The 24,910-nt window shown below is 65.0% G+C and carries 20 protein-coding genes; 10 read left to right on the forward strand and 10 right to left on the reverse strand.

All coding sequences use genetic code 11. The features are described 5' to 3' along the window. Nucleotides 1-398: 398 nt before the first annotated feature. Genes HOP59_RS21640 through HOP59_RS21655 form a run of 4 tightly spaced genes read right to left on the reverse strand, consistent with a single transcriptional unit; the run spans nt 399 to nt 6,161 of the window. Nucleotides 399-3,278 carry an FAD-binding and (Fe-S)-binding domain-containing protein gene (locus tag HOP59_RS21640; protein WP_010626451.1) on the reverse strand — a complete coding sequence of 960 codons (2,880 nt, stop codon included), beginning with the start codon at nt 3,276-3,278 and terminating at the stop codon, nt 399-401. Beyond that, complete coding sequence (locus HOP59_RS21645; RefSeq protein WP_010626450.1) at nt 3,275-3,943, reverse strand: LutC/YkgG family protein; 669 nt, start codon at nt 3,941-3,943, stop codon at nt 3,275-3,277. The genes HOP59_RS21640 and HOP59_RS21645 overlap by 4 nt, the downstream gene beginning before the upstream one ends. After that, nucleotides 3,940-5,409 (reverse strand): LutB/LldF family L-lactate oxidation iron-sulfur protein, encoded by a 1,470-nt coding sequence (locus HOP59_RS21650; RefSeq protein ID WP_234255560.1) that lies wholly within the window; start codon nt 5,407-5,409, stop codon nt 3,940-3,942. The genes HOP59_RS21645 and HOP59_RS21650 overlap by 4 nt, the downstream gene beginning before the upstream one ends. Further along, nucleotides 5,406-6,161, reverse strand: coding sequence for a (Fe-S)-binding protein (locus HOP59_RS21655; protein WP_234255561.1), 756 nt, complete (start codon nt 6,159-6,161; stop codon nt 5,406-5,408). The genes HOP59_RS21650 and HOP59_RS21655 overlap by 4 nt, the downstream gene beginning before the upstream one ends. 310 nt (nt 6,162-6,471) lie before the next feature. Here HOP59_RS21655 and HOP59_RS21660 point away from each other — a divergent pair, with 310 nt between their 5' ends. Genes HOP59_RS21660 through HOP59_RS21670 form a run of 3 tightly spaced genes read left to right on the forward strand, consistent with a single transcriptional unit; the run spans nt 6,472 to nt 10,548 of the window. Then, complete coding sequence (locus HOP59_RS21660) at nt 6,472-7,239, forward strand: GntR family transcriptional regulator (protein ID WP_234255562.1); 768 nt, start codon at nt 6,472-6,474, stop codon at nt 7,237-7,239. Between the two features lie 17 nt (nt 7,240-7,256). Next, complete coding sequence (locus HOP59_RS21665) at nt 7,257-9,173, forward strand: sensor histidine kinase (protein WP_234255563.1); 1,917 nt, start codon at nt 7,257-7,259, stop codon at nt 9,171-9,173. Next, nucleotides 9,166-10,548 (forward strand): sigma-54-dependent transcriptional regulator, encoded by a 1,383-nt coding sequence (locus HOP59_RS21670; RefSeq protein ID WP_103970248.1) that lies wholly within the window; start codon nt 9,166-9,168, stop codon nt 10,546-10,548. Before HOP59_RS21665 ends, HOP59_RS21670 begins: the two co-directional genes overlap by 8 nt. Here HOP59_RS21670 and HOP59_RS21675 read toward each other — a convergent pair. The 4 genes from HOP59_RS21675 to HOP59_RS21690 form a co-directional block, all read right to left on the reverse strand. Further along, nucleotides 10,524-11,195 carry a metal-dependent hydrolase gene (locus HOP59_RS21675; protein WP_234251798.1) on the reverse strand — a complete coding sequence of 224 codons (672 nt, stop codon included), beginning with the start codon at nt 11,193-11,195 and terminating at the stop codon, nt 10,524-10,526. The genes HOP59_RS21670 and HOP59_RS21675 overlap by 25 nt on opposite strands. 88 nt (nt 11,196-11,283) lie before the next feature. Next, the gene (locus HOP59_RS21680) at nt 11,284-11,874 is read right to left on the reverse strand and encodes a LysE family translocator (protein WP_234255564.1); all 591 of its coding nucleotides are present in this window, start codon (nt 11,872-11,874) and stop codon (nt 11,284-11,286) included. Beyond that, complete coding sequence (locus tag HOP59_RS21685; RefSeq protein ID WP_234255565.1) at nt 11,871-12,431, reverse strand: gamma carbonic anhydrase family protein; 561 nt, start codon at nt 12,429-12,431, stop codon at nt 11,871-11,873. The genes HOP59_RS21680 and HOP59_RS21685 overlap by 4 nt, the downstream gene beginning before the upstream one ends. A gap of 42 nt (nt 12,432-12,473) precedes the next feature. Beyond that, nucleotides 12,474-13,814: a sodium-dependent transporter gene (locus tag HOP59_RS21690; protein ID WP_010626441.1), complete on the reverse strand. Its 1,341-nt coding sequence runs from the start codon at nt 13,812-13,814 to the stop codon at nt 12,474-12,476. A gap of 157 nt (nt 13,815-13,971) precedes the next feature. Here HOP59_RS21690 and prlC point away from each other — a divergent pair, with 157 nt between their 5' ends. The 6 genes from prlC to HOP59_RS21720 all read left to right on the forward strand — a co-directional run bounded on the left by prlC (nt 13,972) and on the right by HOP59_RS21720 (nt 22,652). Then, on the forward strand, nt 13,972-16,023 hold the full coding sequence (gene prlC, locus HOP59_RS21695; protein ID WP_010626440.1) for an oligopeptidase A: 2,052 nt from the start codon (nt 13,972-13,974) through the stop codon (nt 16,021-16,023). 75 nt (nt 16,024-16,098) lie between these two features. Continuing rightward, complete coding sequence (locus HOP59_RS21700) at nt 16,099-16,344, forward strand: YheV family putative zinc ribbon protein (RefSeq protein WP_010626439.1); 246 nt, start codon at nt 16,099-16,101, stop codon at nt 16,342-16,344. Nucleotides 16,345-16,346: 2 nt separating this feature from the next. Next, nucleotides 16,347-18,098, forward strand: a complete 1,752-nt coding sequence (locus HOP59_RS21705; RefSeq protein ID WP_234255566.1) for a Na/Pi cotransporter family protein — start codon at nt 16,347-16,349, stop codon at nt 18,096-18,098. A gap of 198 nt (nt 18,099-18,296) precedes the next feature. After that, nucleotides 18,297-19,280 carry a TAXI family TRAP transporter solute-binding subunit gene (locus tag HOP59_RS21710; RefSeq protein ID WP_010626437.1) on the forward strand — a complete coding sequence of 328 codons (984 nt, stop codon included), beginning with the start codon at nt 18,297-18,299 and terminating at the stop codon, nt 19,278-19,280. 86 nt (nt 19,281-19,366) lie between these two features. After that, nucleotides 19,367-21,529, forward strand: coding sequence for a TRAP transporter permease (locus HOP59_RS21715; protein ID WP_010626436.1), 2,163 nt, complete (start codon nt 19,367-19,369; stop codon nt 21,527-21,529). Between the two features lie 76 nt (nt 21,530-21,605). Continuing rightward, a complete protein-coding gene (locus tag HOP59_RS21720) occupies nt 21,606-22,652 on the forward strand; it encodes a TAXI family TRAP transporter solute-binding subunit (RefSeq protein ID WP_234255567.1) in 1,047 nt (348 codons plus the stop codon). A 151-nt stretch (nt 22,653-22,803) separates the two neighbouring features. On the opposite strand, the gene sodC is transcribed toward HOP59_RS21720, so the two are convergent. Next, complete coding sequence (sodC, locus tag HOP59_RS21725) at nt 22,804-23,346, reverse strand: superoxide dismutase family protein (RefSeq protein ID WP_010626434.1); 543 nt, start codon at nt 23,344-23,346, stop codon at nt 22,804-22,806. Between the two features lie 82 nt (nt 23,347-23,428). Further along, nucleotides 23,429-24,265: a methylenetetrahydrofolate reductase [NAD(P)H] gene (gene metF / locus HOP59_RS21730; RefSeq protein WP_010626433.1), complete on the reverse strand. Its 837-nt coding sequence runs from the start codon at nt 24,263-24,265 to the stop codon at nt 23,429-23,431. 307 nt (nt 24,266-24,572) lie between these two features. Between metF and HOP59_RS21735 the strand changes: the two genes are divergently transcribed. Beyond that, complete coding sequence (locus HOP59_RS21735; protein WP_010626432.1) at nt 24,573-24,884, forward strand: hypothetical protein; 312 nt, start codon at nt 24,573-24,575, stop codon at nt 24,882-24,884. Nucleotides 24,885-24,910: the final 26 nt, after the last annotated feature.

Here is a 24,910-nt window from a genome sequence, read left to right on the forward strand (position 1 = left end):
TATTCTACTGAAGCGCCGGAGTTTGTCAACTCTCTTCGAGGCCGTCACCGAGGTGACCCTGACATCGAAGACCGGCCTGAGCCGGCGACCGCAAGCCCGCTTCCGGACTTGCTTTCGAGTGAGGCGCATTCTACCGAATCCGCTGTGGGCGTCAAGTGCGAATTTTGCGAAGCGAATCGGAAAACTCAAACAACGACAACCACTTACCACTCTCCCCACCGCCTGCAACGTTGCTCGTCACCGGCAGCGGATGCGTACTTTACGGTTTTCCCCCGAGCCCCGCAAGAGCCGGCTGTAAAAATATTTCAGGATGATGGCGAAGCGATGACATGACGCGGGCGAGCGAACTATCCACAGCCGCTCGCGGGCGAGGGCTGTGGATGGTTCGTGTGGACGGCTCAGGCCGTCTCGACCGCTTCTCTGCGCTCGCGGCTGGCCCGGTCGAGCAAGGACAGGATCGAACGATACGGGATGCCACCATGCAGCGACAGGCCGATCTCGCAGGTGCGCGAGTTGGAGTAACCCGCATCGCACTCCCCTACCTGCTCGGCAAGGCCCTTCAGGGCCGAGGCGTTGAGCTCCGGCGTGACAAGCCCCTTGTCCCCGGCAAAACCGCAACAGGTGATCTCGGCTGGTACTACCACTTCACGAGCACAGGCTCGCGCCAAGGTCACCATGCGCTCGCCCAGGCCCATATGAGTGCTCGAACAGGTCACGTGCACAGCTACACGCTCGTCGAGCTGAGTGACGTCGAGGCGTGGCAGCAGATGATCATGGGCAAAAGCCACCGGCTCTTGTACCGTCAAGCGCTCGTCCAGCCGCCCCTGCATATGCAGCACGCAGGGGCTGGTGTCGCTGAGGATCGGGTAGCGGCCATTTTGGCTGGCCATTAGCAGCTCGCGGTTGAGCTCGCGCGCCTTGTGCGTCGCCTCCTCGAACTGGCCCTTGGACTGAAATGCCATGCCACAGCAGAGATGCCCCGGCATCTCCGGCACGATCACCTCGAAGCCGGCCTTCTCCAGCAGCGAGAGGGTGATCTCCATGATCGAACGACCGCCGTCGCCATGGCCGGCGCCGAAGACACGGGTGGCGCAGGAAGGGAAGTAGACCACCTTGTCACGCACGCTATCGGCCGCGGGTTTGCGCTTGAGCACGCGAACCGGGGCCGCCTTGGGCAGGGTGGGTATCCACTGGGGTACCTTGCCGCCGCTGGCTCGGGTGATGGTGCCACTCACCTTGGAGAGACCCTTCTCGCCCAGCACGGCGCGCCCGGCACCAGCAAGGTTCAGCATGCCCCGTGCCAGCCGCGTGGTGCCGGAGAAATGGCGCCCCACCCGGCGCGCCATATTGGCATGCGGCGCCAACCGCTCGCGGCGCATCTCGCGAATCAGCTCGCCGGTGTTGATACCCACTGGGCACTGGGTGGCGCACAGGCCGTCGACGGCGCAGGTTTCGTCACCGGCGTAGCGGTAGTCATTGCGCAACCGCTCGAGCCGCTCGGCCTCTTCGCCGTCGAGGTTTTCGCCCAGCGCTTCGAGCCTGGCCATTTCACGGGCGGCGACGATGCGCTGCCGCGGTGTGAGCGTGAGATCCCGCGAGGGGCAGACATGCTCGCAGAAGCCACATTCGATGCACTTGTCGACGATGGGGTCGGCTGCCGGCAATGGCTTGAGATTCTCCAGGTGCAGAGTCGGATTGCGACTCAGGATGACATCGGGGTTGAGCAGGTTTTCCGGGTCGAACAGCGCCTTGATCTGCCACATCAGCGCGTAGGCCTCGGGGCCCCACTCCAGCTCGACGTAGGGCGCCATGTTGCGCCCGGTACCGTGCTCGGCCTTGAGCGAACCGCCGTACTCGACGCCGACCAGCTGTGCCACCTCGTCCATCAGCGCCTGATAGCGCTCCACCTCGCCGGGCTTCTCGAAGCCTTGAGGGAAGACGAAGTGCAGGTTGCCCTCCAGGGCGTGGCCGAACAGGATCGCCTCGGGATAGCCGTGGCGCTGGAAGGCCTCGGTGAGTGCCAGCACGCCCTCGTCGAGACGCTCGATGGGGAAGGCGACGTCCTCGATGATCACAGTAGTACCGGTGTCGCGCACCGCACCTACGGCGGGAAAGAGCCCCTTGCGGATCTTCCAGTAGAGCTCGTAGAGGCTCTTCTCTTGCGTGAAGGTGACCGGCTCCAGGGTGTGGATGCCCTCGAAGATGGCCTGCACCGCCTCGAGCCGTGCCTGAAGCTCCGCTTCGTCGTTGCCGCGCACGTCGATCAGCAGCGCCGCAGCCCCTTCGGGCAGATGCTTGAGCCCCTCGGGCATGCCCGGCTTGTTCTCCACCGAGCGCAGCGCAGCGCGATCCATCAGCTCCACCGCCGAGACCGGGGCCGGCTTGAGCGCGATGGTGGCGCGGCAGGTAGTGGCCATGTCGGGCAGGAAGACCAGCGCCGCGGCCTTGTGGGGCTCGTCAATGACGGTGTCGTAGGTGATCGTGCTGATGAAGCCGAGCGTGCCCTCGGAACCGATCATCAGGTGCTTGAGGATCTCGATGCCGTCGTCGAAGTCGACCAGGCTGTTGAGCGCGTAGCCAGTTGTGTTCTTGAGCCGGTACTTGTGGCGGATCTTTTCGGCCAGCGCCGCGTTGGCCCGGGTCTCGGCGGAGAGCCGCTCGAGCCCCTCGACGAGTTCGGCATGGCTGCGCCGGAACGCCTCGCGGCTGGCCGGGTCGGCGGTGTCCAGGCGGGTGCCGTCAGCCAGGATCACGCGCATGTCACGCACCGTGCGGTAGCTGTTCTGCGCCGTGCCGCAGCACATGCCCGAGGCATTGTTGGCGGCGATCCCGCCCACCATGCAGCTGTTGATGGAGGCCGGGTCGGGGCCGATCTTGCGCCCGAAGGGAGTCAGCAGTTGGTTGGCCCGGGCGCCGATGACACCGGGCTGCAGGCGGATGGCCCGGCCATTGTCGAGTATCTCGTGGCCGCGCCAGCCCTCGCGCAGTTGGATCAGCACCGAGTCGGTGACAGCCTGGCCCGAGAGCGAGGTGCCGGCGGCGCGGAAGGTGACCGGAAGCTCGCGCTGGCGGCAACCGGCGAGCACCGCCATCAGCTCATCCTCATCGGCGGGACGCACCACCAGCTTGGGAATGAGCCGGTAGAAGCTGGCGTCGGTGCCGTAGGTCAGGGTGCGCAGCGGATCGTCGATCAGCCGCTCGGCGGGCATGATCGCGAGCAGCTCCTGCTTGAGCGCCTGCCAGGCATCAGCAGCAGGCGCCTTCGTCGCGTCGTTCATGGGCGCTCCTCGGCGTGGCGCAGCAGCACCACCAACTCCCGCGGGCCGTGGACGCCATAGGCCAGGGTCTGTTCGATGTCGGCGGTCTTGCTCGGCCCCGAGATCAGCAACGCATTGGTAGGCATGTCGCCGGCCCAACCGTGGGCTTCGACCACGTCGAAGAAGGTATCTTCGATGGTGTCGGCATCGAGCACGGCGATGTGGATCGGCGGCACCAGGCTCAGCAGACGCGGCTCGTCGGGGGTCGGCCACAGCCATAGGCTGCCGGTCTCGGCGATGGCCCCGCGAGTGGAGGTCAGGCCGGCATCGGTGTCGTGGAACTGCTCGTGCCGCCAGGACTCGATATCGCGGTCGGCGTCGATCAGGGTGACTTCGCCTTCGGCCAGGGCGGCTCGCGCCTCGGTGGCGACGGGGTGCTCACGCCCCAGGGCCAGACGGCGAATGCCCTTGGCCGCGAGCACCTCGGCCAATGCAGCGGTCCAGCCACTACGGGACGTGTGGATCACCTCGCCATGCACCGAGGTGATCCAACGCTCGAAGCGGGCCAACCGCTCCTCTCGGCTCCAGCCGCGTCCGGTGACCACGGCGAAATCGCTCTGCGGCGCCGTCAGCGGGCCGTCGGTACGCTCACGCAGGCGTTTGAGAATGTTGTCGCGGGCACTCATGAACGCTTCTCCCCATCCTCATCGGCTTTTCCTGCCTGATGGCGCTTGGCCTTGTGCTGTTTAACCAAGGCATGCAGTGACTCCTTGGCCGGCTTGGGCGCGGTGCGGTATTCCGTCCACGGCCCCAGCTTCGAGGGCATCAGTGCCTGCAGCTTACCGGCAATGGCCGTACTGCTGCGCCAGGCGCCGGGGTGAGTGGCCAGCCATTGAAAGCCCTTCCACGCCGCCACTTCTTTCTTCGTCCGCTTGACGCCGGCACCGGGCACGTTGCCGCGCCCCTCACCCACCGCCTCGCGACGCAGGCGCACCAGCAGGTCGGGAATCGGAATCTTGACCGGACACACCTCGCCACAGGCGCCGCACAGGCTCGACGCGGTGGGCAGGTCCTTGGTCGCCTCCAGGCCCATCATGTGTGGCATCAGAATGCTGCCGATGGGGCCGGGATAGGTGGTGCCGTAGGTATGCCCGCCGACCCGGGTGTATACGGGGCAGTGGTTCATGCAGGCACCGCAGCGAATGCAGCGCAGGGTGTCGAGCAGCTCGTCGTCCTGATAGATGCTGGAGCGACCGCTGTCGACAAGCACCAGATGGACTTCATTCGGCCCATCGTGCTCGCCGGGCTTGCGCGGCGAGCTGATCATGTTGAAGTAGGTGGTGACGTGCTGACCGGTGGCCGAACGGGTCAGCAGCGCATAGAGCGGCGGCACGTCGCGCAGGTGCTCGACCACCTTCTCGATACCGGTCACGGCGATGTGCACCGGCGGCACGGCGGTGGTCATGCGGCCGTTGCCCTCGTTCTCCACCAGGCACAGGGTGCCGGTCTCGGCCACGGCAAAGTTGACCCCCGAGACGCCCACGTCAGCAGCCATGAAGCGCTCGCGCAGTTGAGCCCGCGCGGCGGCGGTCATGTAGTCGACGTCACGGGTGCGCTCGGTGCCGGTCTTGGCATGCATGATGTCGGAGATCTCATCGGTATTGAGATGGATCGCCGGCATGATGATGTGTGAAGGCGTCTGCTCGTTGAGCTGCACCAGGTATTCGCCGAGATCGGACTCCAGCGCCTCGATGCCCGCCTCCTCCAGGTGGGCATTGAGGTGCATCTCCTCGGAGACCATCGACTTGCCCTTGATCACCGCCTTCGCCCCGTGGCGCTGGCAGATCTCGCGGATGATGCGACACGCCTCGTCGCCGTTCTCGGCCCAGTGCACCTGAATGCCGTTGGCCTGACAGTTGGCCTCGAGCCGTTCGAGCAGGTCGGGCAGCTTGGCCAATGCACGCAGGCGGATGTTGGCGCCGAGTTCGCGCAGGGTCTCGAGATCCCAGTCGCTGAAGACGTCGCGGCGCTTGGACATCAGGCCATCCATCGCCTTGCGAAAGTTGGCGCGTATCTGAGGATTGCCCAGGGCATCGTGGGCCTGGCGATGGAACTCGCGGGGAGTGAACGTCTGTACTTCGGAAGCGCTCATGAGGTCCTCCGCCACAGGTAGCTGGCGATGTGCTCACCGGAAACCGCCTTGCCCTGATGCTCGAAGCGCCCGGCAATATTCATCAGGCAACCGCAGTCCGAGGTAATGAAGCGCTTCGCCCCGGTCGCCTCGATGGCCTGGGTCTTGTCTTCCACCATGGCCGCGGAGACCTCCGGGTGGCGCACGGCGAAGGTACCGCCAAAACCGCAGCACTCGGTGGCACGAGCCTGCTCCACCAGTTCGACCTGCCCCATGCGGGCGAGCAGCGCGGGCCCGGTTTCCCCCAGCCCCATCTCGCGCCGGGCGCTACACGAGGTATGCATGGCCACTTTTTCCGGCTGCCCGCGATCCTCGAGCCTGAGCTGACACACATGCAGCAGGAACTCGGTGAGCTCATAGATGCGCCCAGCCACCTCGTTGGCCCGAGCCTCGTGCTCGGTGCCAGCGAAGAGCTGCGGATAGTGGGTGCGCATCATGCCTCCACAGGAGCCCGAGGGAATGACGATCGGCCAGGGCTCGGGAAAGAGATCGAGCTGTGCCGTCGCCACCGCACGCGCCTCTTCGTGATAACCGGAAGTGTAGGCCGGCTGGCCGCAGCAGGTCTGCGCCTGGGGGTAAACCACCTCGACCCCTTCACGCTCGAGCAGACGGATACCGTCCATTCCTGCTTCGGGGTAAAAGAGGTCGATCAAGCAGGTGCCGAAGAAGTAGACCTTCTCCGGCTTGGGTGGGTACAGCTTGACTGGCGTCATGAGGCTCCCTCACTGTCGGCCTGTGGGCAGTGGCGGTCTTGCGGATTGTTGGAATCACGCCAAGAAAAATTGGTAAAACCAATTTACCTGACTGAGGTCGTTGAACCTTAGGGGGCACTACTGACAGTGTCAACGACGAGGCCTTCCTTAATCGCTTTACTGGCATAGACTTTGGTCTACAACACAACTAAAGAACTGTCGATGTCAGTGGACCTTTTGCGCAAAGTGCAAAAGCGGATTGCAAGACAGCGAGATTAGCGCCAATATTGGTAAGACCAATTAAAGCCGAAAGGCTCCAGGATAGCCTCGCATGACCTACCACAACGTACGCCAACCACGACTGGCAGATGTCATCACCGAACGGCTCGAAGCGATGATACTCGAAGGCAGCCTCAAGCCCGGCCAGCGCCTGCCCCCCGAGCGGGAACTGGCCGAGCGTTTTGGCGTCTCGCGTCCTTCGCTGCGCGAGGCGATTCAGAAGCTGGCCACCCGAGGATTGCTGACCAGCCGTCAGGGCGGCGGTACCTTCGTGACGCGCGAGCTCAACAGCGGTTACAGCGACCCATTGCTGGACATGCTGGCCAGGCATCAGGAGTTTCACCTCGATCTGCTCGAGTTCCGCGACGCCATGGAAGGCATTTCGGCTTACTATGCGGCGCTGCGCTCCACCCCGGCCGACCGCGCCATGCTGATCAAGCGCTTCGAGGAGCTGGAGGCATGCTTTGCCGGCCGCGACCCCGAACTCGAGGCCAAGGCAGATGCCGCCTTCCACCTGGCCATTGCCGAGGCGGCGCATAACGTGCTGCTGCTGCACACCATTCGTGGCATCTTCCACCTGCTGGAAAAGAGCATCGTAGACAATCTGGCCCACCTATTCGAGAAGCCCCAGTCGCGTCCCATGCTGATGAAGCAGCACCGCGCCCTGCTCGACGCCATTCTCGAAGGCCGTGCCGAGGACGCCCGAGCGCGCTCCCACGAACACCTCGTCTTCGTCGAGGAGGAGCTACTGGAAATGGAGCGTGCCGAAACCCGCGCCCAGCGGGCTCTGCGACGCGCCCAGGCACTACCGGAAGTCTAGCTGCAGGTAATGATCGAGTGAAAGGTCCCCATCGACCACCCCGCCTGTCGGTACCGCTACGCCGGCTGCTGCTGTTGCTGCTGCCGCTCGGACTCGTGCTGGTCACCTGGCAGGCCTCCCAGGTAGCGCGCGAACAGGCCCTGCAGACCCTGGTACGGGAAGCCGAGAACGAACTGCGCCTCTCGGCCGCCGGGCTGGAGGGGCATCTGACCCGCCATGACTACCTTCCGCAGCTGCTCTCCTCACGCGAGATGATCAAGCGCTTTCTCAGCGGACACGGCGAGCAGAACCCGATGCCGCTCAACCGGCTGCTCGACCAGTTCCGCGCCATTGCCAACGTCTCCGACGTCTACCTGCTCGATCGTCATGGCACGACGCTGGCCGCCAGCAATTGGCATATGGAGAACACCTTCATAGGCCACAACTACTCCTTTCGCAGCTATTACACCGACGCGATAGAGGGCGGTCGCGGCCGCTTCTTCGGTCTGGGCACCCAGTCACTCGAGCGCGGCTACTACTTCTCCGCTCCCGTCTGGCTGGACGAAACGACCCCGGACGCGCGTCCGGATGGCGTCATGGTCATCAAGGTCCTGCTCGATGAAGTCGAGGAGAGCTGGGCTGAGCAGGATGCCGAACTGCTGGTCACCGATCAGGACAACATCATCTTCATGGCCAGCCGTCCCGAGCTTCGCATGGCGGCGCTGCTGCCCCTCACGGAAACAGAGCGTCAGAACTTGCTGGCTGCCCGACGCTACGCCGACGAACCCCTGTCGCCCTCGGGCATCGATGTCTACGAGCAGCGTCCCGATGGCAGCCGACTGGTGAGATTCGACACCGGCCCGCTGGCGGAAGAGAGCTACCTGGGGCTGTCCCGCCACTTGGAAGCCTATGACTGGGACATGCATATCCTCAAGCCCCTGGGCAGCGTCTATCAGGCGCAGTGGCTTGCCGCCGCACTGGCTGGCGGCCTGTATGGCGTCGTGGTGCTGGCAGGCGGCATAGGCTGGCAGCGCTGGCGCCTGCGCCGTGAGCGCGAACTATTTGCCGAGCGTGAACGCCGCACCCTGGCCCAGGCGCGCGACGAGCTGGAGCGCAACGTCGAGCTGCGCACCCACGATCTGATGGAAACCAACCGGCTGCTTTCGGACGAGATCGAAGAGCGGCGTCGCGCCGAGGAGAATCTGCGCCAGACCCGCGACGAGCTGATCCAGGCCGCCAAGCTCGCCGTGCTGGGCCAGCTGGCGGCCGGTATCAATCATGAGCTCAACCAGCCGCTGGCCGCCATTCGCGCCTATGCCGAGAATGCCCGTACCTTTCTCGAACGCCAGCGGTTGGAGGCTGCCGACGCCAATCTGGCCCAGGTCGTCGAGCTGACCGAGCGCATGGCGGAAATCAGCGCCCAGCTGCGCCAGTTCTCACGCAAGAGCAGCAGCTCGCTGACAGCGGTCTCGGTTCAGGCCTGCTTCCGGTATGCCCTGCGGCTCTATCAGAATCGACTGCACGACGTCGAGGTCGTGCGGGATTGGGGTGATGAGGTTTGGGTCCATGCCGATCTGGTGCGTCTCGAACAGGTGCTGGTCAACCTGATCGGCAATGCGCTCCAGGCGATGGCGGAAACGCCCGAGCCCACTCTCATTCTCAGCGTCGAGGTCGAAGACGAGCGGGTATTCATCGGCGTCAGCGATTCGGGCCCCGGCATTCCCGAAGCACACCTGGCACGGATCTTCGAGCCCTTCTTCACTACCAAGTCGCCGGGCAGCGGGCTGGGGCTGGGACTTTCCATATCGGCGCGTATCATCAGGGATCTGGGCGGCAACATCGATGCCAGCAACGTACCTGGCGCCGGGGCACGCTTCACCATTACCCTGCCCCGAATGGAGAAACCCGACGACGCTCAGCCATCGCCAATCCAGGAGCAGCAATCCCATGCATGACCCGGCGCCCATCCCGGTACTGATCATCGATGACGAACCCCACCTGCGCATCACCGCCGGCCAGACCCTGGAACTGGCCGGCTACCAGCCACAGCCCTACGCCAGCGCCGAGAGCGCCCTGAAAACACTCACTCCCGACTTTCCCGGTGTGATCGTCAGCGACATCCGCATGCCAGGCATGGATGGCATGGCGCTGCTGCGCGAGGTACGGCTACGCGACCCGGACCTGCCGGTCATCCTGATCACCGGCCATGGCGACATCTCCACCGCCGTGGAAGCCATGCGCGAGGGCGCCTGGGACTTTCTGGAGAAGCCGTTTGCCGGCGAGCGGCTGGTCGAGATGGTACGCCGCGGCATCGACAAGCGTCGCCTGAGCCTGGAAAACCGCCAGCTCAAGGCCGAGCTGGAAGCCCAACAGGCTGCGCCTGGGCCGCGCCTGGTGGGGAGAACGCCGGCGATTCATCGACTCGCCTCCATGGTACAGCGCATTGCTCAGGTGGAGACCGACGTGCTGCTGTTCGGCGAAACGGGTACCGGCAAGGACCTGGTGGCCCGTGCCATCCACGAACGCAGTCCTCGCGGCGGACATCCCTTCGTCGCCATCAACTGCGGCGCCGTGCCCGAAAGCATCATCGAATCGGAGCTGTTCGGTCATGAGAAGGGCGCCTTCACCGGCGCCGTGGAGCGGCGCATCGGCAAGTTCGAGCATGCCAACGGCGGCACGGTCTTTCTCGACGAGATCGAGTCCATGCCGCTGGCACTGCAGGTCAAGCTGCTGCGCGTGCTGCAGGAGCGCTGCATCGAACGCCTCGGTGCCAACGAACACATCCCGCTCGACATTCGCGTCATCGCCGCCACCAAGGTCGACCTCAAGCTCGCCGCCGAGTCCGGTGAGTTCCGCGAGGACCTCTACTACCGTCTCAACGTGGTCACCCTGCCGCTCCCGCCTCTGCGCGAACGGCGCGAGGACATCCCCCTACTCTTCCAGCACTTTGCCGTGGTCGCCTCCAATCGCAGCGGTCTGGAAGCGCCGCCGCTGGGCACCAGCGGCGTCTCGACGCTGATGGCCCACGACTGGCCGGGCAACGTACGCGAACTGCGCAATCTGGCCGAGCGCTATGTGCTGCTCGGCTCGGCCTTCGACTACCGGATCGACATGCTGCTGGAGGGCGTCGAATCGGACGTCGCCGAGCTGGCCCTGCCGCAGCAGGTGGAGCTGTTCGAGAAGAGCCTGATCAGCCAGTCGCTGGTCAGCCATCGCGGCAGGATCACCGAGGTCTGCGAACATCTCGGGCTGCCGCGCAAGACGCTCTACGACAAGCTGCGCAAGTACGGTCTCAAGGCCGAGGACTATCGCCACAAGGCCACGCCCTGAGCCAGCAACTCCAGCAGCGCTGACCAGGCCGGCAGCCATGGCAGCAGCGCCATGCCGGCCATGAGCATGGCCAGCGAGTTGCCCGGAGACTGAATGTCGAGAGGCTTGAGCGCCGTGCCGAAGGAACGCTTGATGCGCGCCCCGGTGAGATCGACGCTGTAGATTTCATCCAGTGCCAGATGGATGACGAAACCGAGGCAGACGGCAACACCGTGCACCCAAGCCAACCGGGCAGGCTGAACGAACAGCTGGTAACTCACCGCTGCCGCCGCCAGCCCGCACAGAGCGGCGGCCAGCAGCGAATGCCAGATGCCCCGGTGCACGGTGAAGCGACTGAATACGCCACCGGCAACGTAGCGCACCGTGAGATAGAGCAGACCGCACACCACCAGCAAGTAGCCCGGGGCCAGATGCCCCTGCAACAGCAGCGCTCCCAGCACCACGCTGGGCACCGCCAGTAGATTGAAGATAAGGCGAATCGCCTTGGAACTGTCGGCATCGATGTCGGGCAGGATGCCCCCGAAGGTCACCAGCCCGAACACGACCCCGCCCTGCCACAGCTCCCACAGCCCTACCTGCCAACCGCCATGGGCCAGTACGGCGCCGCCGGCGGCGGCCACGCCAAGATGGGTGCGGAAATCGGCCATGCCGGGACAAGCCCTCTACTGGATAAAAAGCCAGATTATCGCTTGTCGACGCAACCGAAGACAATGCCCGACAGAGCGCCGGCTTGTCTCAGTGCAGCGTGCTCCATCCCAGAGAGAGGGAGAAACCGGCCAGTACCAGAGCGGCACCGCGCTGAATGACGAAGGGCGATAGCCACCTCAAGCGACCGCCGGCCACGGCAGTGCCGAACGCGATCCAGAGCGCGGCTATCGGTATCAGCAGCAGGCTGAAGAGCAGCGCAGGCAGCACGAATTCGACGGGCCCGCGGAAAGCGCTTTGAGGGAAGATCGCTGCGGCGAACAGCAACGCCTTGGGGTTGAGCAGCGTGGCCAGGAACAGCCCCGAGTGGCTCACCACGACCCTGGCAGCCACCTCCAAGTCAGTGGCACTGCGCCACATGCGCAACGCCAGGTAAGCGATATAGAGCGCACTGGCGATGCGCAGTGTCACCGACAGCCACTCCCACCGCTCCCCCAGGCTGCCCAGCACGCTGCCCCAGAGGGCGATCGCCAACAGGTAGCCGGCCAATTCGGCAGGAATCAGGCTCACCGATGCACGCATGCCGCGCTGACTGCCCGAGGCCGCCAGCAGGGTATTGGTGGGCCCGGGTGTGATCAGCAGGCCGATGACCGCCGCCATGAACCCCAAGGTTTCCGTCATGTGGCAGTCGTTCCTGCTTCAGCCAGGTACTGATCCTTGAGCTTGACGTAGTTGCCGGCGGTATAGGGAAAGAACTGCCGCTCGCTCTCCTTCAGCGGACGCAACGCCTTGGCCGGGTTACCGGCGTAGACATGACCGCTCTCGAGGCGCTTGCCCGGGGTCACCACGGCACCGGCGGCGATGATCACCTCGTCTTCGACCACGGCGCCGTCCATCACGATGGCCCCCATGCCCACCAGGATGCGATTGCCCAGCGTGCAGCCGTGCAGGATCGCCTTGTGACCGATGGTGACGTCGTCGCCGATGGTGAGCGGGAATCCGCCCGGGTTGAAATCGCTGGCGTGGGTGATGTGCAGCACGCTGCCATCCTGCACGCTGGTACGCGCGCCGATGCGAATACGGTGCATGTCGCCACGGATCACCGCCATGGGCCACACCGAGCAGTCGTCGCCCAGCACCACGTCACCCAGCACCACGCAGGCCGGATCCACGTAGACCCGCGCGCCCAGAGTGGGGCGCTTGCCCTGCCAGCTGCGCAGGGGATCGTTGACGCTCATGCAAACCTCCAGCCCGGCTTATGCGCCGGTCACATCGAATGGTTACAGCAGCCCGGCCGCCAGTACCACGACCGTCAGGGGAATCGAGATCCAGCGTAACACCGTTAGCCACAATACAAAGCTGGGCGCAGTCACACCAAGCGCCGCCTGTGCATCGCCTCGCGGCATCACCCAGGCGGCAAAGATGGCGATCAGCAGCCCACCCACCGGCAGGAAGATCTCGGTGGGAATGGTGGTCATCAGGTCGAAGGCGTTCATCCCGAACAGCGGCCGCCATTCGGCCAGGGCGGAGAACGACAGCACCGACAGCAGACCAAGCAGCCACACGGCGATGCCGACCGCCGCAGTGGCCTTGCCACGACCGAACCCCAGCCCCTGCAGCGTGGCCACCATCGGCTCGGCCAGATTGATCGACGAGGTCCAGGTCGCCAGCAACAGCAGCAGGAAGAACACGCTGAGCCACAGCGCCCCCCAGGGCAGCTCGGCAAAGGCAATAGGCAGGGTGACGAACATCAGGCCGGGCCCCTCGCCGGGGTCCAATCCCTGAGAGAATACCACCGAGAAGATGGCGATACCGGCCAGCAGCGCCACGCTCACGTCCAGCACCGCCACGGCAGCGGCGGCGCGCGGTAGGCTCTGGCGCTCCGGCATGTAGGCGCCATATGCCATCAGCGCGCAGGCCCCCACCGCCAGGGTGAAGAAGGCATGACCCATGGCATGCAGCACCACCAGTGGTGTGATAGCCGAGAAGTCCGGCATGAACAGCCATGCCAGCGCCGGGCCGAAACCGTCGGTGGTGGCGGCATAGAGCGCCAACAGCACCAGCAGCAGATACAGCAGCGGCATCAGCAGGTTGTTGAGCCGCTCCAGCCCCTTGGCCACGCCGGCCGCCACCACGGTCATGGTCATGAACAGGAACAGCGTGTGATTGAAGGTCATGCGCAGCGGGTCGGCGAGGAAGGCCTCGAAGCCGGCGCCGACCTCGGCCGCACTCAGCCCCACGAAACCGCCGTTCACCGCAGTGACGAAGAACTCGATGGACCAGCCCGACACCACCGAGTAGAACGACAGGATGCAAAAGACGGTAAAGGCACCGAACAACCCCAGCAGCCGCCAGTGAGGGCTGGCTCCGGCCTGCCCGGCCAGATAACCCAGCGCCTGCATCGGCGCGCGCCGGCCGGCCCGGCCGATCATGATCTCGGCCATCATCACGGGTAACCCCAGCAGCAGCACGAAGGCGATGTAGAGCACCAGGAAGGCAGCCCCACCGTTTTCGCCGGTGATGTAGGGAAAACGCCAGATGTTGCCCAGGCCCACGGCTGCGCCGGTCACCGCCAGGATGAAGGCGCGCCGCGTGCTCCAGCGCTCCAGGGTTGCATTCATGCCGTTGCCTCGACTTTCGTGGAGGCGCAAGCCTATCAGGCCGACACTCCGCGACCAATCCCCGGCGGGATTGAAACCCGTGACACCTGGCCGCATCTAATCGCTATTCTGCTCCCATATCCACTACGCTCTCATATCCACTACGCCCGAGGTGCGCATGTCCCACAACCCCCTGCTTGAATCCCACGAGCTGCCCCCTTTCGCCGAGATCAAGCCGGAGCACGTGGTACCGGCCATCGACAAGCTGCTGGCCGACAGTCGCGCCGACATCGAGGCGCTGGTCGAACGCGCCGAGCAGGAGACGCCCAGTTGGGACAGCCTGGCCGCACCGCTCGAGGCACTCAACGACCGGCTGTCGCGGGCCTGGTCGCCGGTAAAGCACCTCAACGGCACCATGAACTCGCCGGCCCTGCGCGAGGCCCATCAGGCCTGTCTGGGCAAGCTTTCGGATTACAGCACCTGGCTGGGCCAGCACGAGGGGCTGTTCCGTGCCTGGCAGGCCCTCAAGGAGGGGCCCGCCTGGGCCGAGCTGGACGAGGCGCAGCGCCGCAGCGTCGACAATGCCCTGCGCGACTTCCGCCTTGCCGGTGTCGATCTGCCGCCGGCCCAGCAGCAGCGCTACGGCAAAATCACATCGCGCCTGTCGGAGCTTTCCAACACTTTCTCCAACCAGCTGCTCGACGCCACTCAGGCCTGGCACAAGGACATCGACGATGCAGCCAGGCTGGTCGGCCTGCCCGAGAGCGGCCTGGCGACGCTTGCCGCCAACGCCGAGGCCAAGGGGGCGAAGGGCTATCGCATCACCCTCGACTTTCCAAGCTTCTATCCGGTGCTGACCTTCGCCGACGACCGCGAGCTGCGCCGTGAGGTGTACACCGCCTTCGTTACCCGCGCTTCGGACCAGGGCCCCAACGCCGGCGAGTACGACAACGCCCCGATCATCGAGGAGACGCTGCGCCTGCGCCGTGAACTGGCCGAGCTGCTGGGTTTCGCCAGCTACGCCGACTATTCGCTGGCCACCAAGATGGCCGAATCGCCACGCCAGGTGCTCGATTTCCTGGAGGATCTGGCCCGCCGAGCGGTGCCCCAGGCACGGGAGGAGTTCGCCGAACTCGAAGCCTACGCCCGCGATACCCTGGGCCTGACCGAGCTCGCTCCCTGGGACATCGGCTACGTCAGCGAGAAGCTGCGCGAAGCGCGCCATGCCATCTCCCAGGAGCAGCTGCGCCCCTACTTTCCCGCCCCCCGGGTCGTGGATGGGCTGTTCCAGGTGGTGGAACGGCTCTACGGCGTCACCGTCGAGGAAGACTTGCAAGCCCCCCGCTACCACCCCGAGGTGCACTATTTCCGCATTCTCGAGCAGGGCGAGCCGATTGCCGGCTTCTATCTCGACCTCTACGCCCGCGAGGGCAAGCGCGGCGGCGCCTGGATGGACGAGTGCCGGGTGCGCCGCTGCCGGGAAGATGGCGGACTGCAACTGCCCGTCGCCTACCTGACCTGCAACTTCACCCGCCCGGTGGGCGACCGGCCGGCCCTGCTCACCCATGACGAGGTCACCACCCTGTTCCATGAATTCGGCCATGGCCTCCACCACATGCTGACCCGGCAGACGGTGGCCGACGTTTCCGGCATCAACGGCGTGGCGTGGGATGCGGTGGAACTGCCCAGCCAGTTCATGGAGAACTACTGCTGGGAACGTGAAGGGCTCGATCTGATTGCCGGTCATGTCGACAGCGGCGAGGCACTGCCCGCCGAACTGCTGGAGCGCCTGCAGGCGGCCAAGAACTTCCAGTCGGCGATGGGTCTGGTGCGCCAGCTCGAATTCTCGCTGTTCGATCTGCGCCTCCATCATGAGCTGACCGCCCCTACGGCAGCCGAGGTGCAGGCGCTGCTCGACGAAGTGCGCAACGCCGTGTCGGTTGTGCCCAAGGCCGACTTCAACCGCTTCCAGAACGGCTTCAGCCATATCTTCGCCGGCGGCTATGCGGCGGGATACTACAGCTACAAATGGGCCGAAGTGCTCTCTGCCGACGCCTGGAGCGCCTTCGAGGAGGCCGGCATCTTCGATGCCGAGACCGGCCAGCGCTTCCGCAGCGAAATCCTCGAACAGGGTGGCGCTCGCGACGCCGCGGCGCTGTTCCGCGCCTTCCGCGGTCGCGAGCCCAGCGTCGAGCCACTGCTGCGTCACAGCGGCATTCGCGCCGCCTGACAGCGCAGGCACGGCACGCTATCGTAGCCACACCGCCGCCGGCGCTGCCGGCGGCTCTTTGCTCATGGAGGCAACATGGCCGTTCAGAAACGCTTCATCGCCGGCGCCGTCTGCCCCCGCTGTGCCGAGATGGACAAGATCCGCACCTGGGAGCAGAGCGGCGTGCGCTATCGCGACTGCGTCAACTGCGATTTCTTCGAACAGGCGCCCATCGAAGAAGAGACGGCGGCCGAGCTCGAGACCCGCGTCAATCGCGAGCGTGAGGAGCAGCGCCGCAATACCATCCAGACGGTGAGAATTCTCGACCCCGGGAGACGTTGAGCGTGGCGGAGGCGACCGACGCCGCCGGGTCGCGGTCGAGCAGTCGGCGACGCCTGGAGTTGCTCGGTCTGGCAGCCGCCGGCGCGCTGCTGCTGTCACGCCCCGACCTCGCCACGCTGGCCGCCGGTCTGGGGCTGTTCCTGTGGGGCATGAGCCTTCTGGAAGAGGCCATCAAATGGCTCTCCGGTGGCACTCTCGACCGCTGGCTGTACGCCGCCACGCGCCACCCCGGGCGTGCCATTGGCGTCGGCGCCCTGGCCACCGCCCTGGTCCAGTCCAGTTCGCTCATCACCCTGCTGGCGATGTCCTTCGTCAGCGCCGGCCTGGTCGCCCTGCCCGGCGCCATCGCTCTGCTGTTCGGCGCCAACCTCGGAACGACCACCGGGGCCTGGCTGATCGCCACGTTCGGCCTGCGCTTCGACCTGGCCCACTATGCCATGCCGCTGCTCGCCCTCGGCCTGCTCGGCCGTTACCGCCTCAGCGGCCCGCTGGCCGGTATCGCCGGGTTGCTGCTGGGCATCGGCCTGCTGTTCCTCGGTATCGACTTCATGAAGCTCGGCTTCGAGGCCTGGCAGGATGGCCTGCGGCTGGACGGCCTGGCCGGCGACCGGCTGTGGCACTGGCCGCTGTTCGTGGCAATCGGCATCGTCGCCACCGTGGTCATGCAGTCGAGCCATGCGACGCTGCTGCTCACCCTGACGGCCCTGGCCTCGGGGCAACTGCCCTACCTGCCGGCACTGGCCATCGCCATCGGCGCCAACATCGGTACCACGGTCACCGCCGTGCTGGGCGCGCTTTCCGCCGGCGTCGCGGCACGCCGTCTGGCCGGTGCGCATGTAATCTTCAATCTGGTCACCGCCGCGGTCGCCCTGGTGCTGCTGGTACCACTGGCCTGGCTGGTGGATGTCCTTGCCGAACTGGTGGGACTGGCGGAAACGGCCTGGCCGCTCAAGCTGGCCCTGTTCCACACTCTATTCAACCTGCTCGGCATCGTGCTGATGCTGCCCTGGATCCCGCAGTTGGCCAGCCTGCTCGAGCGCCGTTTTCCCGAGCCCGCCCGACTGCCGCCGTCGCAGGCACGCTACCTCGACAGCTCCGCCCTCAATCATGCGGATACCGCCGCTGCCGCCATGGAGCAGGAGTGTCGGCGCCTCGACCGGCGTGCCTACCATCTGCTGTGCAGCGCCATCCTGCTGCCCAGTGCCGAGGTGATCGGCCACCCACCGCAGCGCCAAGCGGTGGCGGCCCGCATCGACCCCGACGCCTGGCCAGGCATCGATGCCCGCTATCAGGAGCGAATCAAACCGCTGCTCACCGAGATTCTGGAATTCCAGGCACGCCTCGACGTACCGCTGACAGACGCTCAGCAGGCGAGGCTGGACGAGCTGCAGGAACGTTCGCTGCGCATGGTGGAAGCAGTACGCCTCGGCGAGGTGCTGCAGCGTAGCCTTCTGCGCCATGCCGCGCCGGCCAGCCCGCTGCGTGAAGCCCACGACGATCTGCGCCTGGCCATTGCCACCGGCCTCAACCGGCTCGCCGAGGAGAAGGAGGCCGCCACCATCGCCGCGCCCGTCGAAGAAGTGCGCCGTCACTGGCAGCATGAGCTGGCCAAGCGGTTGCGGGAACATCGCCTCGATCCATGGCTCGCCTCGTCGTTGATGAACGACCTGCACCAGGCTGGCCGACTGATCGCAACGCTCACCGAAACGTTCTGCGCCACCCAGCGTGCGGATATCCACACACATATTACGTAACTAGTGCGAAATCCCAGCCAGATCTCATTTTCTCCATCTCGACTTTCGTCGAATGCAAAAAAAGTAATGTCTTGTTTTTACAAGCACTACCCCTGCATGGCGCAGCAATTGCCTATACTCATGTGCGTTACAACGTATTTCATAAGGACCCACTTCAGGTGGGCTCCAATAACGACAAAGGCAAATCGGAGTACTCCAATGCGCTATACCGCCTCCAAACTGATCGCCACCTCCGTGCTCGGTGCGGCTCTGGTCGCCGCCGGCGCCCAGGCCGACGACCGCAGCGACTGGCCCCGTAGCCTGACCGTGGGCACCGCCAGCCAGGGTGGCACCTACTACATCTACGGCTCCGGCTGGGCCAACATGGTCGGCGACGCCCTTGGCGTTTCCTTCGGCGCCGAAGTGACCGGCGGCCCCGTACAGAACGCCACTCTGGTACAAATGGGTGAGCACGACTTCGGCATGGTGACCATGGGTCCGGCCTACGAGGCGTGGACCGGCAACAGCGAACTTGCCCCGGGCGTCGAGCACACCGACATTCGCGCCGTATTCCCGATGTACCAGACCACCCTGCAGATCGTTGCCATGTCCGGCTCGGGCATCAGCTCCGTTGCCGACCTGGACGGCAAGACCGTGGGCGTCGGCCCGGCGGGCGGTACTTCGGACATGTACTATCCGCAGCTGTTCGAGAAGCTCGGCCTCAACGTCAGCACCCGCAACGGCGGTGCTGCCGACCAGGCAGGCCAGTTGCAGGACGGCCTGATCGACGCCTTCGCCTTCGCCGCGGGCGTGCCGATCTCAGCCTTCAACCAGCTCGAAGCCCAAGCCAACGTCAACATCTTCTCCTTCTCCGAGGAAGAGATGGAGCAGTTCCTGGGCGACTTCCCTGAGCTGAGCCCGGCCAGCATCCCGGCTTCCGTCTACAACAGCCTGGACGAAGACCTGCCGGCCGTTTCGATCTGGAACTTCGCCATCACCCATAAGGACATGCCGGAATCTCTGGTCTATGAAGTGACCAAGACCGTGATGGAAAACAACGACCGCATGGTCCAGATCCATGGTGCCGCCAGCGAGACGGTGGCCGAGAACTTCGAGTTCAACACCTTCCTGCCCTGGCATCCGGGTGCCGTACGCTGGTTCGAAGAGAACGGCTACGAGATCCCGGAGGATCTGCGCGGTTGATCTATACGCGCATCGACGCCGGCCTTCGGGCCGGCGTCAACGCCTTAGCCCTCTAAGGCAACTGTAACCCCTCAAGGCATCCCGGCATGACCCACGAAACCCAACCCGAACAAGCCGCCTCGAAGATCGGCACCGAAGGTGTCTCCGACATCCCGATCGCCCATAACGAGCGCGTGCTTTCCGGCCTGCTCGGCCAGACGGTATTTGCCGCCTGTGTCCTCTTTACGGCCATGCATCTCTATGCACTCAACGTCTCACCCATCGAGACCTGGGCGTTTCGCATCATTCACGTGGCCGGTGGCCTGGCCGTAGGCTTCGCCATCACCGCCGCCTATACTCTGGACCGCAGCCCGGGCGAAAGGCACATAGCCAAGGTCGAGTGGTTAGCCATGATTCCGGCCATAGCCGCCATCGTCTATGCCGCCTTCGCCATCGGTTATGCCTGGTTCATCCGGGAAACCCAGGGCACGCCCCCTGCCGGCTGGGTGCTGGTGCACATGAGCTGGGCACTGACGATCGCCACCGGCATCGCCATGATCAGCAGCTGGATCTGGCGCAGCTCGAGCCGCTCCGTCCATTGGGCCGACGCCGTCCTGATCGTCGCTTCGATCATCGTCGCCGCCTACCTGCTGTTCGTGCTGCAGCGCTGGCGCATGGCCGCCGGCACACCGTTTGCCGGACAGACCGAGTTCCTCGTCTCGGCCGTCGGGGTGGCCCTGATCATGGAACTCACCCGCCGCGTAGCGGGGCTGGCGCTGATCCTCATCACCGCCGTGTTCCTGGTCTATGCCTTTGCCGGCCCTTACTTGCCCGGCCTGCTGGAACACCGCGGCTACTCGCCGCAGCGCTTCTTCACCTATCTGTATACCGACAACGGTATCCTCGGCGCGACCACCGCGGTCTCGTCCACCTACATCATTCTGTTCATCACCTTCGCCGCCTTCCTGCAGGCCTCCCGCGTGGGTGACTATTTCGTCAACTTCGCCTTCGCCGCCGCCGGTCGCGCGCGTGGCGGCCCGGCCAAGGTGGCAGTATTCGCTTCCGGCCTGATGGGCATGATCAACGGCACCTCTGCCGGCAACGTCGTGGCGACCGGCTCGCTGACCATTCCGCTGATGAAGAAGGTGGGCTACCACCCGCGCAGCGCTGGCGGCATCGAAGCCGCAGCTTCCACCGGTGGCCAGATCGTACCGCCGATCATGGGCGCGGGCGCCTTCATCATGGCCGAGATCACCGGTATCCCCTATACCGAAATCGCCATTGCCGCACTGATTCCGGCCGCCCTGTACTTCCTCTCCATCTACCTGATGGTGGACCTGGAAGCCCGCCGCGGCGGCATGCAGGGTCTGCCCAAGGACCAACTGCCGGTATTCCGCAAGATGGTCAAACAGGTCTACCTGTTCCTGCCCATCATCATCCTGATCGGCACCCTGTTCATGGGCTACTCGGTGATTCGTGCCGGTACCCTGGCGATGGTCAGCGCCGCCGTGGTGTCCTGGTTCACGCCCCACTGGATGGGCCCCAAGGCGCTGCTCAACGCCCTCTCGCTGGGCGCGCGCATGGCCATTCCGCTGATCGCGGTGTGTGCCTGTGCCGGTATCATCGTCGGCGTCATCGCCCTGACCGGCGTCGGTGCCCGCTTCGCCTCCATGCTGCTGGGGATCGCCGATGCCAGCCATCTGCTGGCACTGTTCTTCGCCATGTGCATCTCGATCCTGCTCGGCATGGGCATGCCCACCACGGCGGCCTACGCGGTAGCCGCTTCGGTGGTGGCGCCGGGCCTGCAGCAGATCGGCATTCCGCCGCTGGTGGCGCACTTCTTCGTGTTCTACTACGCGGTACTCTCGGCCATCACCCCGCCGGTGGCACTGGCCGGTTATGCCGCCGCCGCCATCTCGGGAACCGATCCGCTGAAGACGGCCGTGACCTCCTTCAAGTTCGGTCTGGCCGCATTCATCGTGCCCTTCATGTTCTTCTACAGCCCGGCGCTGCTGATGGACGGCACCTGGATGCAGATCCTGCGCGTGGCCCTCACCGCGGGTGTGGGGATCTACCTGCTGGCCGCCTCGGTGCAGGGCTGGTTCCTCAACGGTGGCGTCAACTTCGTGCAGCGCGTGATGCTGCTGGCCGCCGCGCTGTCGATGATCGCCGGTGGCTGGATGACCGACCTGCTCGGCGTCGGCATCGGCGGGCTGGTGTTCATGTGGCAGGCTGCCGCATTGAAGGCCAAGCCCAAGGCCCTGACCTGATCCGAGATCGGGCGCAAGCCAAGGTGGCCTCGGCCACCTTGGCTTCACCGCCCACCTCACCGACAGGAGACACACCATGAGCACTGGACGGTTCCCAACGCTGTATCCGTTAGCCGCTGCCTGCGCCCTGCTGTTCGCGAGCGCCCCCACCCTAGCCGATGAGCGGGCCGATTGGCCGGAAGAAGTCCTGTTGGGCACCGCCTCCCTCGGTGGCACCTATCAGGTTTATGGCGACGGTCTGGTGACCCGCCTCATCGACGAACTCGGCATTGACGCCGTTTCCCAAGCGACCGGCGGGCCCTATCACAACATGACGCTGGTCCATACCGGCGAGTCGGAACTGGGCTTGGTCACCTTGGGTCCGGCCCGCGAACTCTGGGACGGAGAGGCCGAATTCGCCCCCGGCGAGGAGATGCGCGATGTGCGCGCGCTCTTCCCCATGTACCAGACCCCCTTCCACGTGGTGACGCTGGCCGGCTCGGGCATCGAGAGCATCGCCGACCTGAGCGGCAAGCGGGTCGGGGTCGGCCCCATGGGCGGTACCTGCGCCGCCTACTGGCCGCAGTTTCTGGAAGCGCTGGGCGTCGAGGACGTGCATCTGCAGTATGCCGACGCCAACCATCTGGCCGACTACCTGACCTCTCGGCTGAGTGACGCCTTCGCCTTCTGCGCCGGCCTGCCGATCAGAGCCTTCGAGCGTCTCGAGCGGCGTCGTGACGTGCACATGTTCGGCCTGACGGAGCAAGAGCAGAGCACCCTGCTGGACGCCTTCCCGGTGTCGGCCTTCGAGATTCCCGCCGATACCTATGCCTCGATGGATGCCCCCCACGCTTCGGTGTCGTTCTGGAATTTCGCCATCGGCCACAAGGACCTGCCGGAAAGCTTCGTCTACGAATTGATGAAGCTGGTGCTGGACCACCCCGACGCCATGATGGAGATCCACCCCGCCGCCATCGAAACCCGGGCGGAGCACCTCGACAAGAATGGCGTGATCTGGTTCCACCCCGGGGCGGTACGCTACTACGAGGAGCAAGGCCTCGAAGTGCCGGTCGAAATGCTGCCACCCGAAATGCGCCCGGACGAGGATGCAGACGACGAAGACGCCAGCGACACGGACGACTGACGCCATACCTCCTGACACCCAATCTCACTGACACCCAATGAAGCGGCCCCGCCAGATGGCGGGGCCGAGTCGTTCAAGGGCCGAGTCGTTCAAGGGCCGAGTCGTTCAAGAGCTATGTCATTTAAGGGCTAGGAAGCGCAAGCGATAGCGCTCAGGACTCGACCACGCCACAGGCCATACGACCACCGCCGCCGCCATCCTCCGGCTCGTCGGAGTAGGTGTCGCCGCCTTCGTGGATCATCAGGCTGCGACCCTGCACGTCATCGACGGTGAGCCGCGGCGCCAGCACCGGCAGGTTCGCCTCGCCGTCTTCGTTGACGATCAGCACCGGCAGGTCGCCCAGATGACCGTCACCATAGGGCCCCTGGTGGCTATCGGTCTCCTCGGGATCGTAGTGGCCTCCCGCCTCGCCGGCGGCCGCCATGTTCCCGTCCTCGTCTTCACCCGGCTCGCAGCTGGGATTCTCGTGGACGTGGAAACCGTACACGCCGGGCGGCATCTCGCGCAGGTCGGGGGTTAGCAACAAGCCGTGGTCGGTATCTTCGAGCGTGATGGTGCCGATGGAATCCTCGACGCCATCGGCACTCACCCAATTGATCTCGACTTCGTGGCCTTCCTGGGCCTGGGCTTGTCCCATTCCCGCAGCTAGCATCAGGGAGGCGAAAGCGACTCCCGAAAGGTTGGCATGGCGCATCTAGCGACCTCCTGTTCCTGATTCCATGGACATGCAGGAAACAGGCTAGTCGCAGATGCGCCCAAGCGCCAAAGCGATGGACTCAGCCCAGGTTGTCGAGGATGCGCAGGCAGGGCTCCGCCTGGTTGAGGGTGTAGAAGTGCAGGCCGGGCGCACCGCCGTCGAGCAGGCGCTGACAAAGCCGCGACACCACCTCGGTGCCGAAGGCCGCGATGGCCTCGCTGTCGTCACCGTAGGCCTCGAGCTGCTTGCGGATCCAGCGTGGAATCTCGGCGCCGCAGGCATCGGAGAAACGGGCCAGCTTGGTGTAATTGGTGATTGGCATGATGCCGGGCACGATCGGCGCCTCGACGCCCAGCGCCTGGGCGCGCTCGACGAAGTGGAAGTAAGCCTCGGCGGTGAAGAAGTATTGGGTGATGGCGAGATTGGCCCCCGCTTTCACCTTGCGCGCGAAGTTCTCCAAGTCGCGCTCGAAGCTCGGCGCCTGCGGGTGGGATTCCGGATAGGCCGCCACGGCGATCTCGAAGTGGTCGCCGGTTTCCTCGCGGATGAACTCCACCAGCTCGTTGGCATAGCGCAGCTCACCGATGCCGCCCATGCCCGAGGGCAGATCGCCACGCAGTGCCACCAGGCTGTCGATGCCCTCTTCGCGGTACTGAGCGAGCAGGTCACGCAACTGGGCCTTCTCGCTGCCGATGCAGGAAAGGTGCGGCGCGGTGGTGATGCCGGACTCACGCACGCTTCTCACGGTGTTGAGCGTGCGTCCCTGGGTCGAACCGCCGGCGCCATAGGTGACCGAGAAGAAGCGCGGGTCCCGCTCGGCCAGAGCGTCACGCACCCCGATCAGCTTCTCGCGTCCCGCCTCGGTGTTGGGGGGAAAGAACTCGAAACTGATGCCTAACGGATATGAGCTGCTCATGAAAATCTCTCTGGTTTGCCGGGAGCGATGCGAATTCCTGCATTCTGCCGTTCGGCCGGACGCCTGACCAATGAAAAGTTCCACGCTGCCACATGAGCTTTCGTCATATAGAGCCGGACGATTATAACCGTTCGGTCTGAATTGAGGCAGGTGGCAGACGGGCCTCGGCTGCAAAAGCTCAAACTTCGCTAACAAATCTTCGCTCATGTCACGTTGACCCACGCTCGCGAGACAACGACGCTGGGATAAGAGAAAAGGCGACCGGCCCGGTACGGACACCGGGTTACTTACCAATGAGGAGAACCCCATGACACAGGAACTGATCACCGGTACCGCCGTCTTCGACGACGAGGGCAAGCAGGTCGGCAAGGTGGCGGATACCAGTGACGTGGACAAGGTCGGCATCATCACCGAGACGGGCAGCCGCTTCTGGGTACCAAGCGCACTGCTCACCCATCGCGACCAGCGCTGGATGCTGGAGCCTGGCTATACCGAGATATCGCCGGCTGAGGCGAAAACGCAGCAGGCGGAGCGCGAGCTGGACGAGGCCAACGCCGAGACCTTCCCGGCCAGCGATCCCCCCTCCTTCACCATGGGTGACGAAGGCAAGGGCGGCTGAACAGACGCCAACGGTGAAGGCCAGGG

Source organism: Billgrantia aerodenitrificans (genome assembly GCF_021404405.1).
Classification (GTDB): Bacteria; Pseudomonadota; Gammaproteobacteria; order Pseudomonadales; family Halomonadaceae; genus Halomonas; species Halomonas aerodenitrificans.

Coding starts and splice junctions, on each gene's coding strand:
- HOP59_RS21690 (WP_010626441.1), bottom strand. CDS start 13,814: ATGAATGCAACCCTGGAGCGCTGGAGCACGCGGCGCGCCTTCATCCTG.
- HOP59_RS21645 (WP_010626450.1), bottom strand. CDS start 3,943: ATGAGTGCCCGCGACAACATTCTCAAACGCCTGCGTGAGCGTACCGAC.
- HOP59_RS21680 (WP_234255564.1), bottom strand. CDS start 11,874: ATGACGGAAACCTTGGGGTTCATGGCGGCGGTCATCGGCCTGCTGATC.
- HOP59_RS21720 (WP_234255567.1), top strand. CDS start 21,606: ATGAGCACTGGACGGTTCCCAACGCTGTATCCGTTAGCCGCTGCCTGC.
- HOP59_RS21660 (WP_234255562.1), top strand. CDS start 6,472: ATGACCTACCACAACGTACGCCAACCACGACTGGCAGATGTCATCACC.
- HOP59_RS21675 (WP_234251798.1), bottom strand. CDS start 11,195: ATGGCCGATTTCCGCACCCATCTTGGCGTGGCCGCCGCCGGCGGCGCC.
- HOP59_RS21670 (WP_103970248.1), top strand. CDS start 9,166: ATGCATGACCCGGCGCCCATCCCGGTACTGATCATCGATGACGAACCC.
- HOP59_RS21655 (WP_234255561.1), bottom strand. CDS start 6,161: ATGACGCCAGTCAAGCTGTACCCACCCAAGCCGGAGAAGGTCTACTTC.
- HOP59_RS21650 (WP_234255560.1), bottom strand. CDS start 5,409: ATGAGCGCTTCCGAAGTACAGACGTTCACTCCCCGCGAGTTCCATCGC.
- HOP59_RS21700 (WP_010626439.1), top strand. CDS start 16,099: ATGGCCGTTCAGAAACGCTTCATCGCCGGCGCCGTCTGCCCCCGCTGT.
- HOP59_RS21735 (WP_010626432.1), top strand. CDS start 24,573: ATGACACAGGAACTGATCACCGGTACCGCCGTCTTCGACGACGAGGGC.
- sodC (WP_010626434.1), bottom strand. CDS start 23,346: ATGCGCCATGCCAACCTTTCGGGAGTCGCTTTCGCCTCCCTGATGCTA.
- HOP59_RS21715 (WP_010626436.1), top strand. CDS start 19,367: ATGACCCACGAAACCCAACCCGAACAAGCCGCCTCGAAGATCGGCACC.
- HOP59_RS21640 (WP_010626451.1), bottom strand. CDS start 3,278: ATGAACGACGCGACGAAGGCGCCTGCTGCTGATGCCTGGCAGGCGCTC.
- HOP59_RS21710 (WP_010626437.1), top strand. CDS start 18,297: ATGCGCTATACCGCCTCCAAACTGATCGCCACCTCCGTGCTCGGTGCG.
- metF (WP_010626433.1), bottom strand. CDS start 24,265: ATGAGCAGCTCATATCCGTTAGGCATCAGTTTCGAGTTCTTTCCCCCC.
- HOP59_RS21685 (WP_234255565.1), bottom strand. CDS start 12,431: ATGAGCGTCAACGATCCCCTGCGCAGCTGGCAGGGCAAGCGCCCCACT.
- prlC (WP_010626440.1), top strand. CDS start 13,972: ATGTCCCACAACCCCCTGCTTGAATCCCACGAGCTGCCCCCTTTCGCC.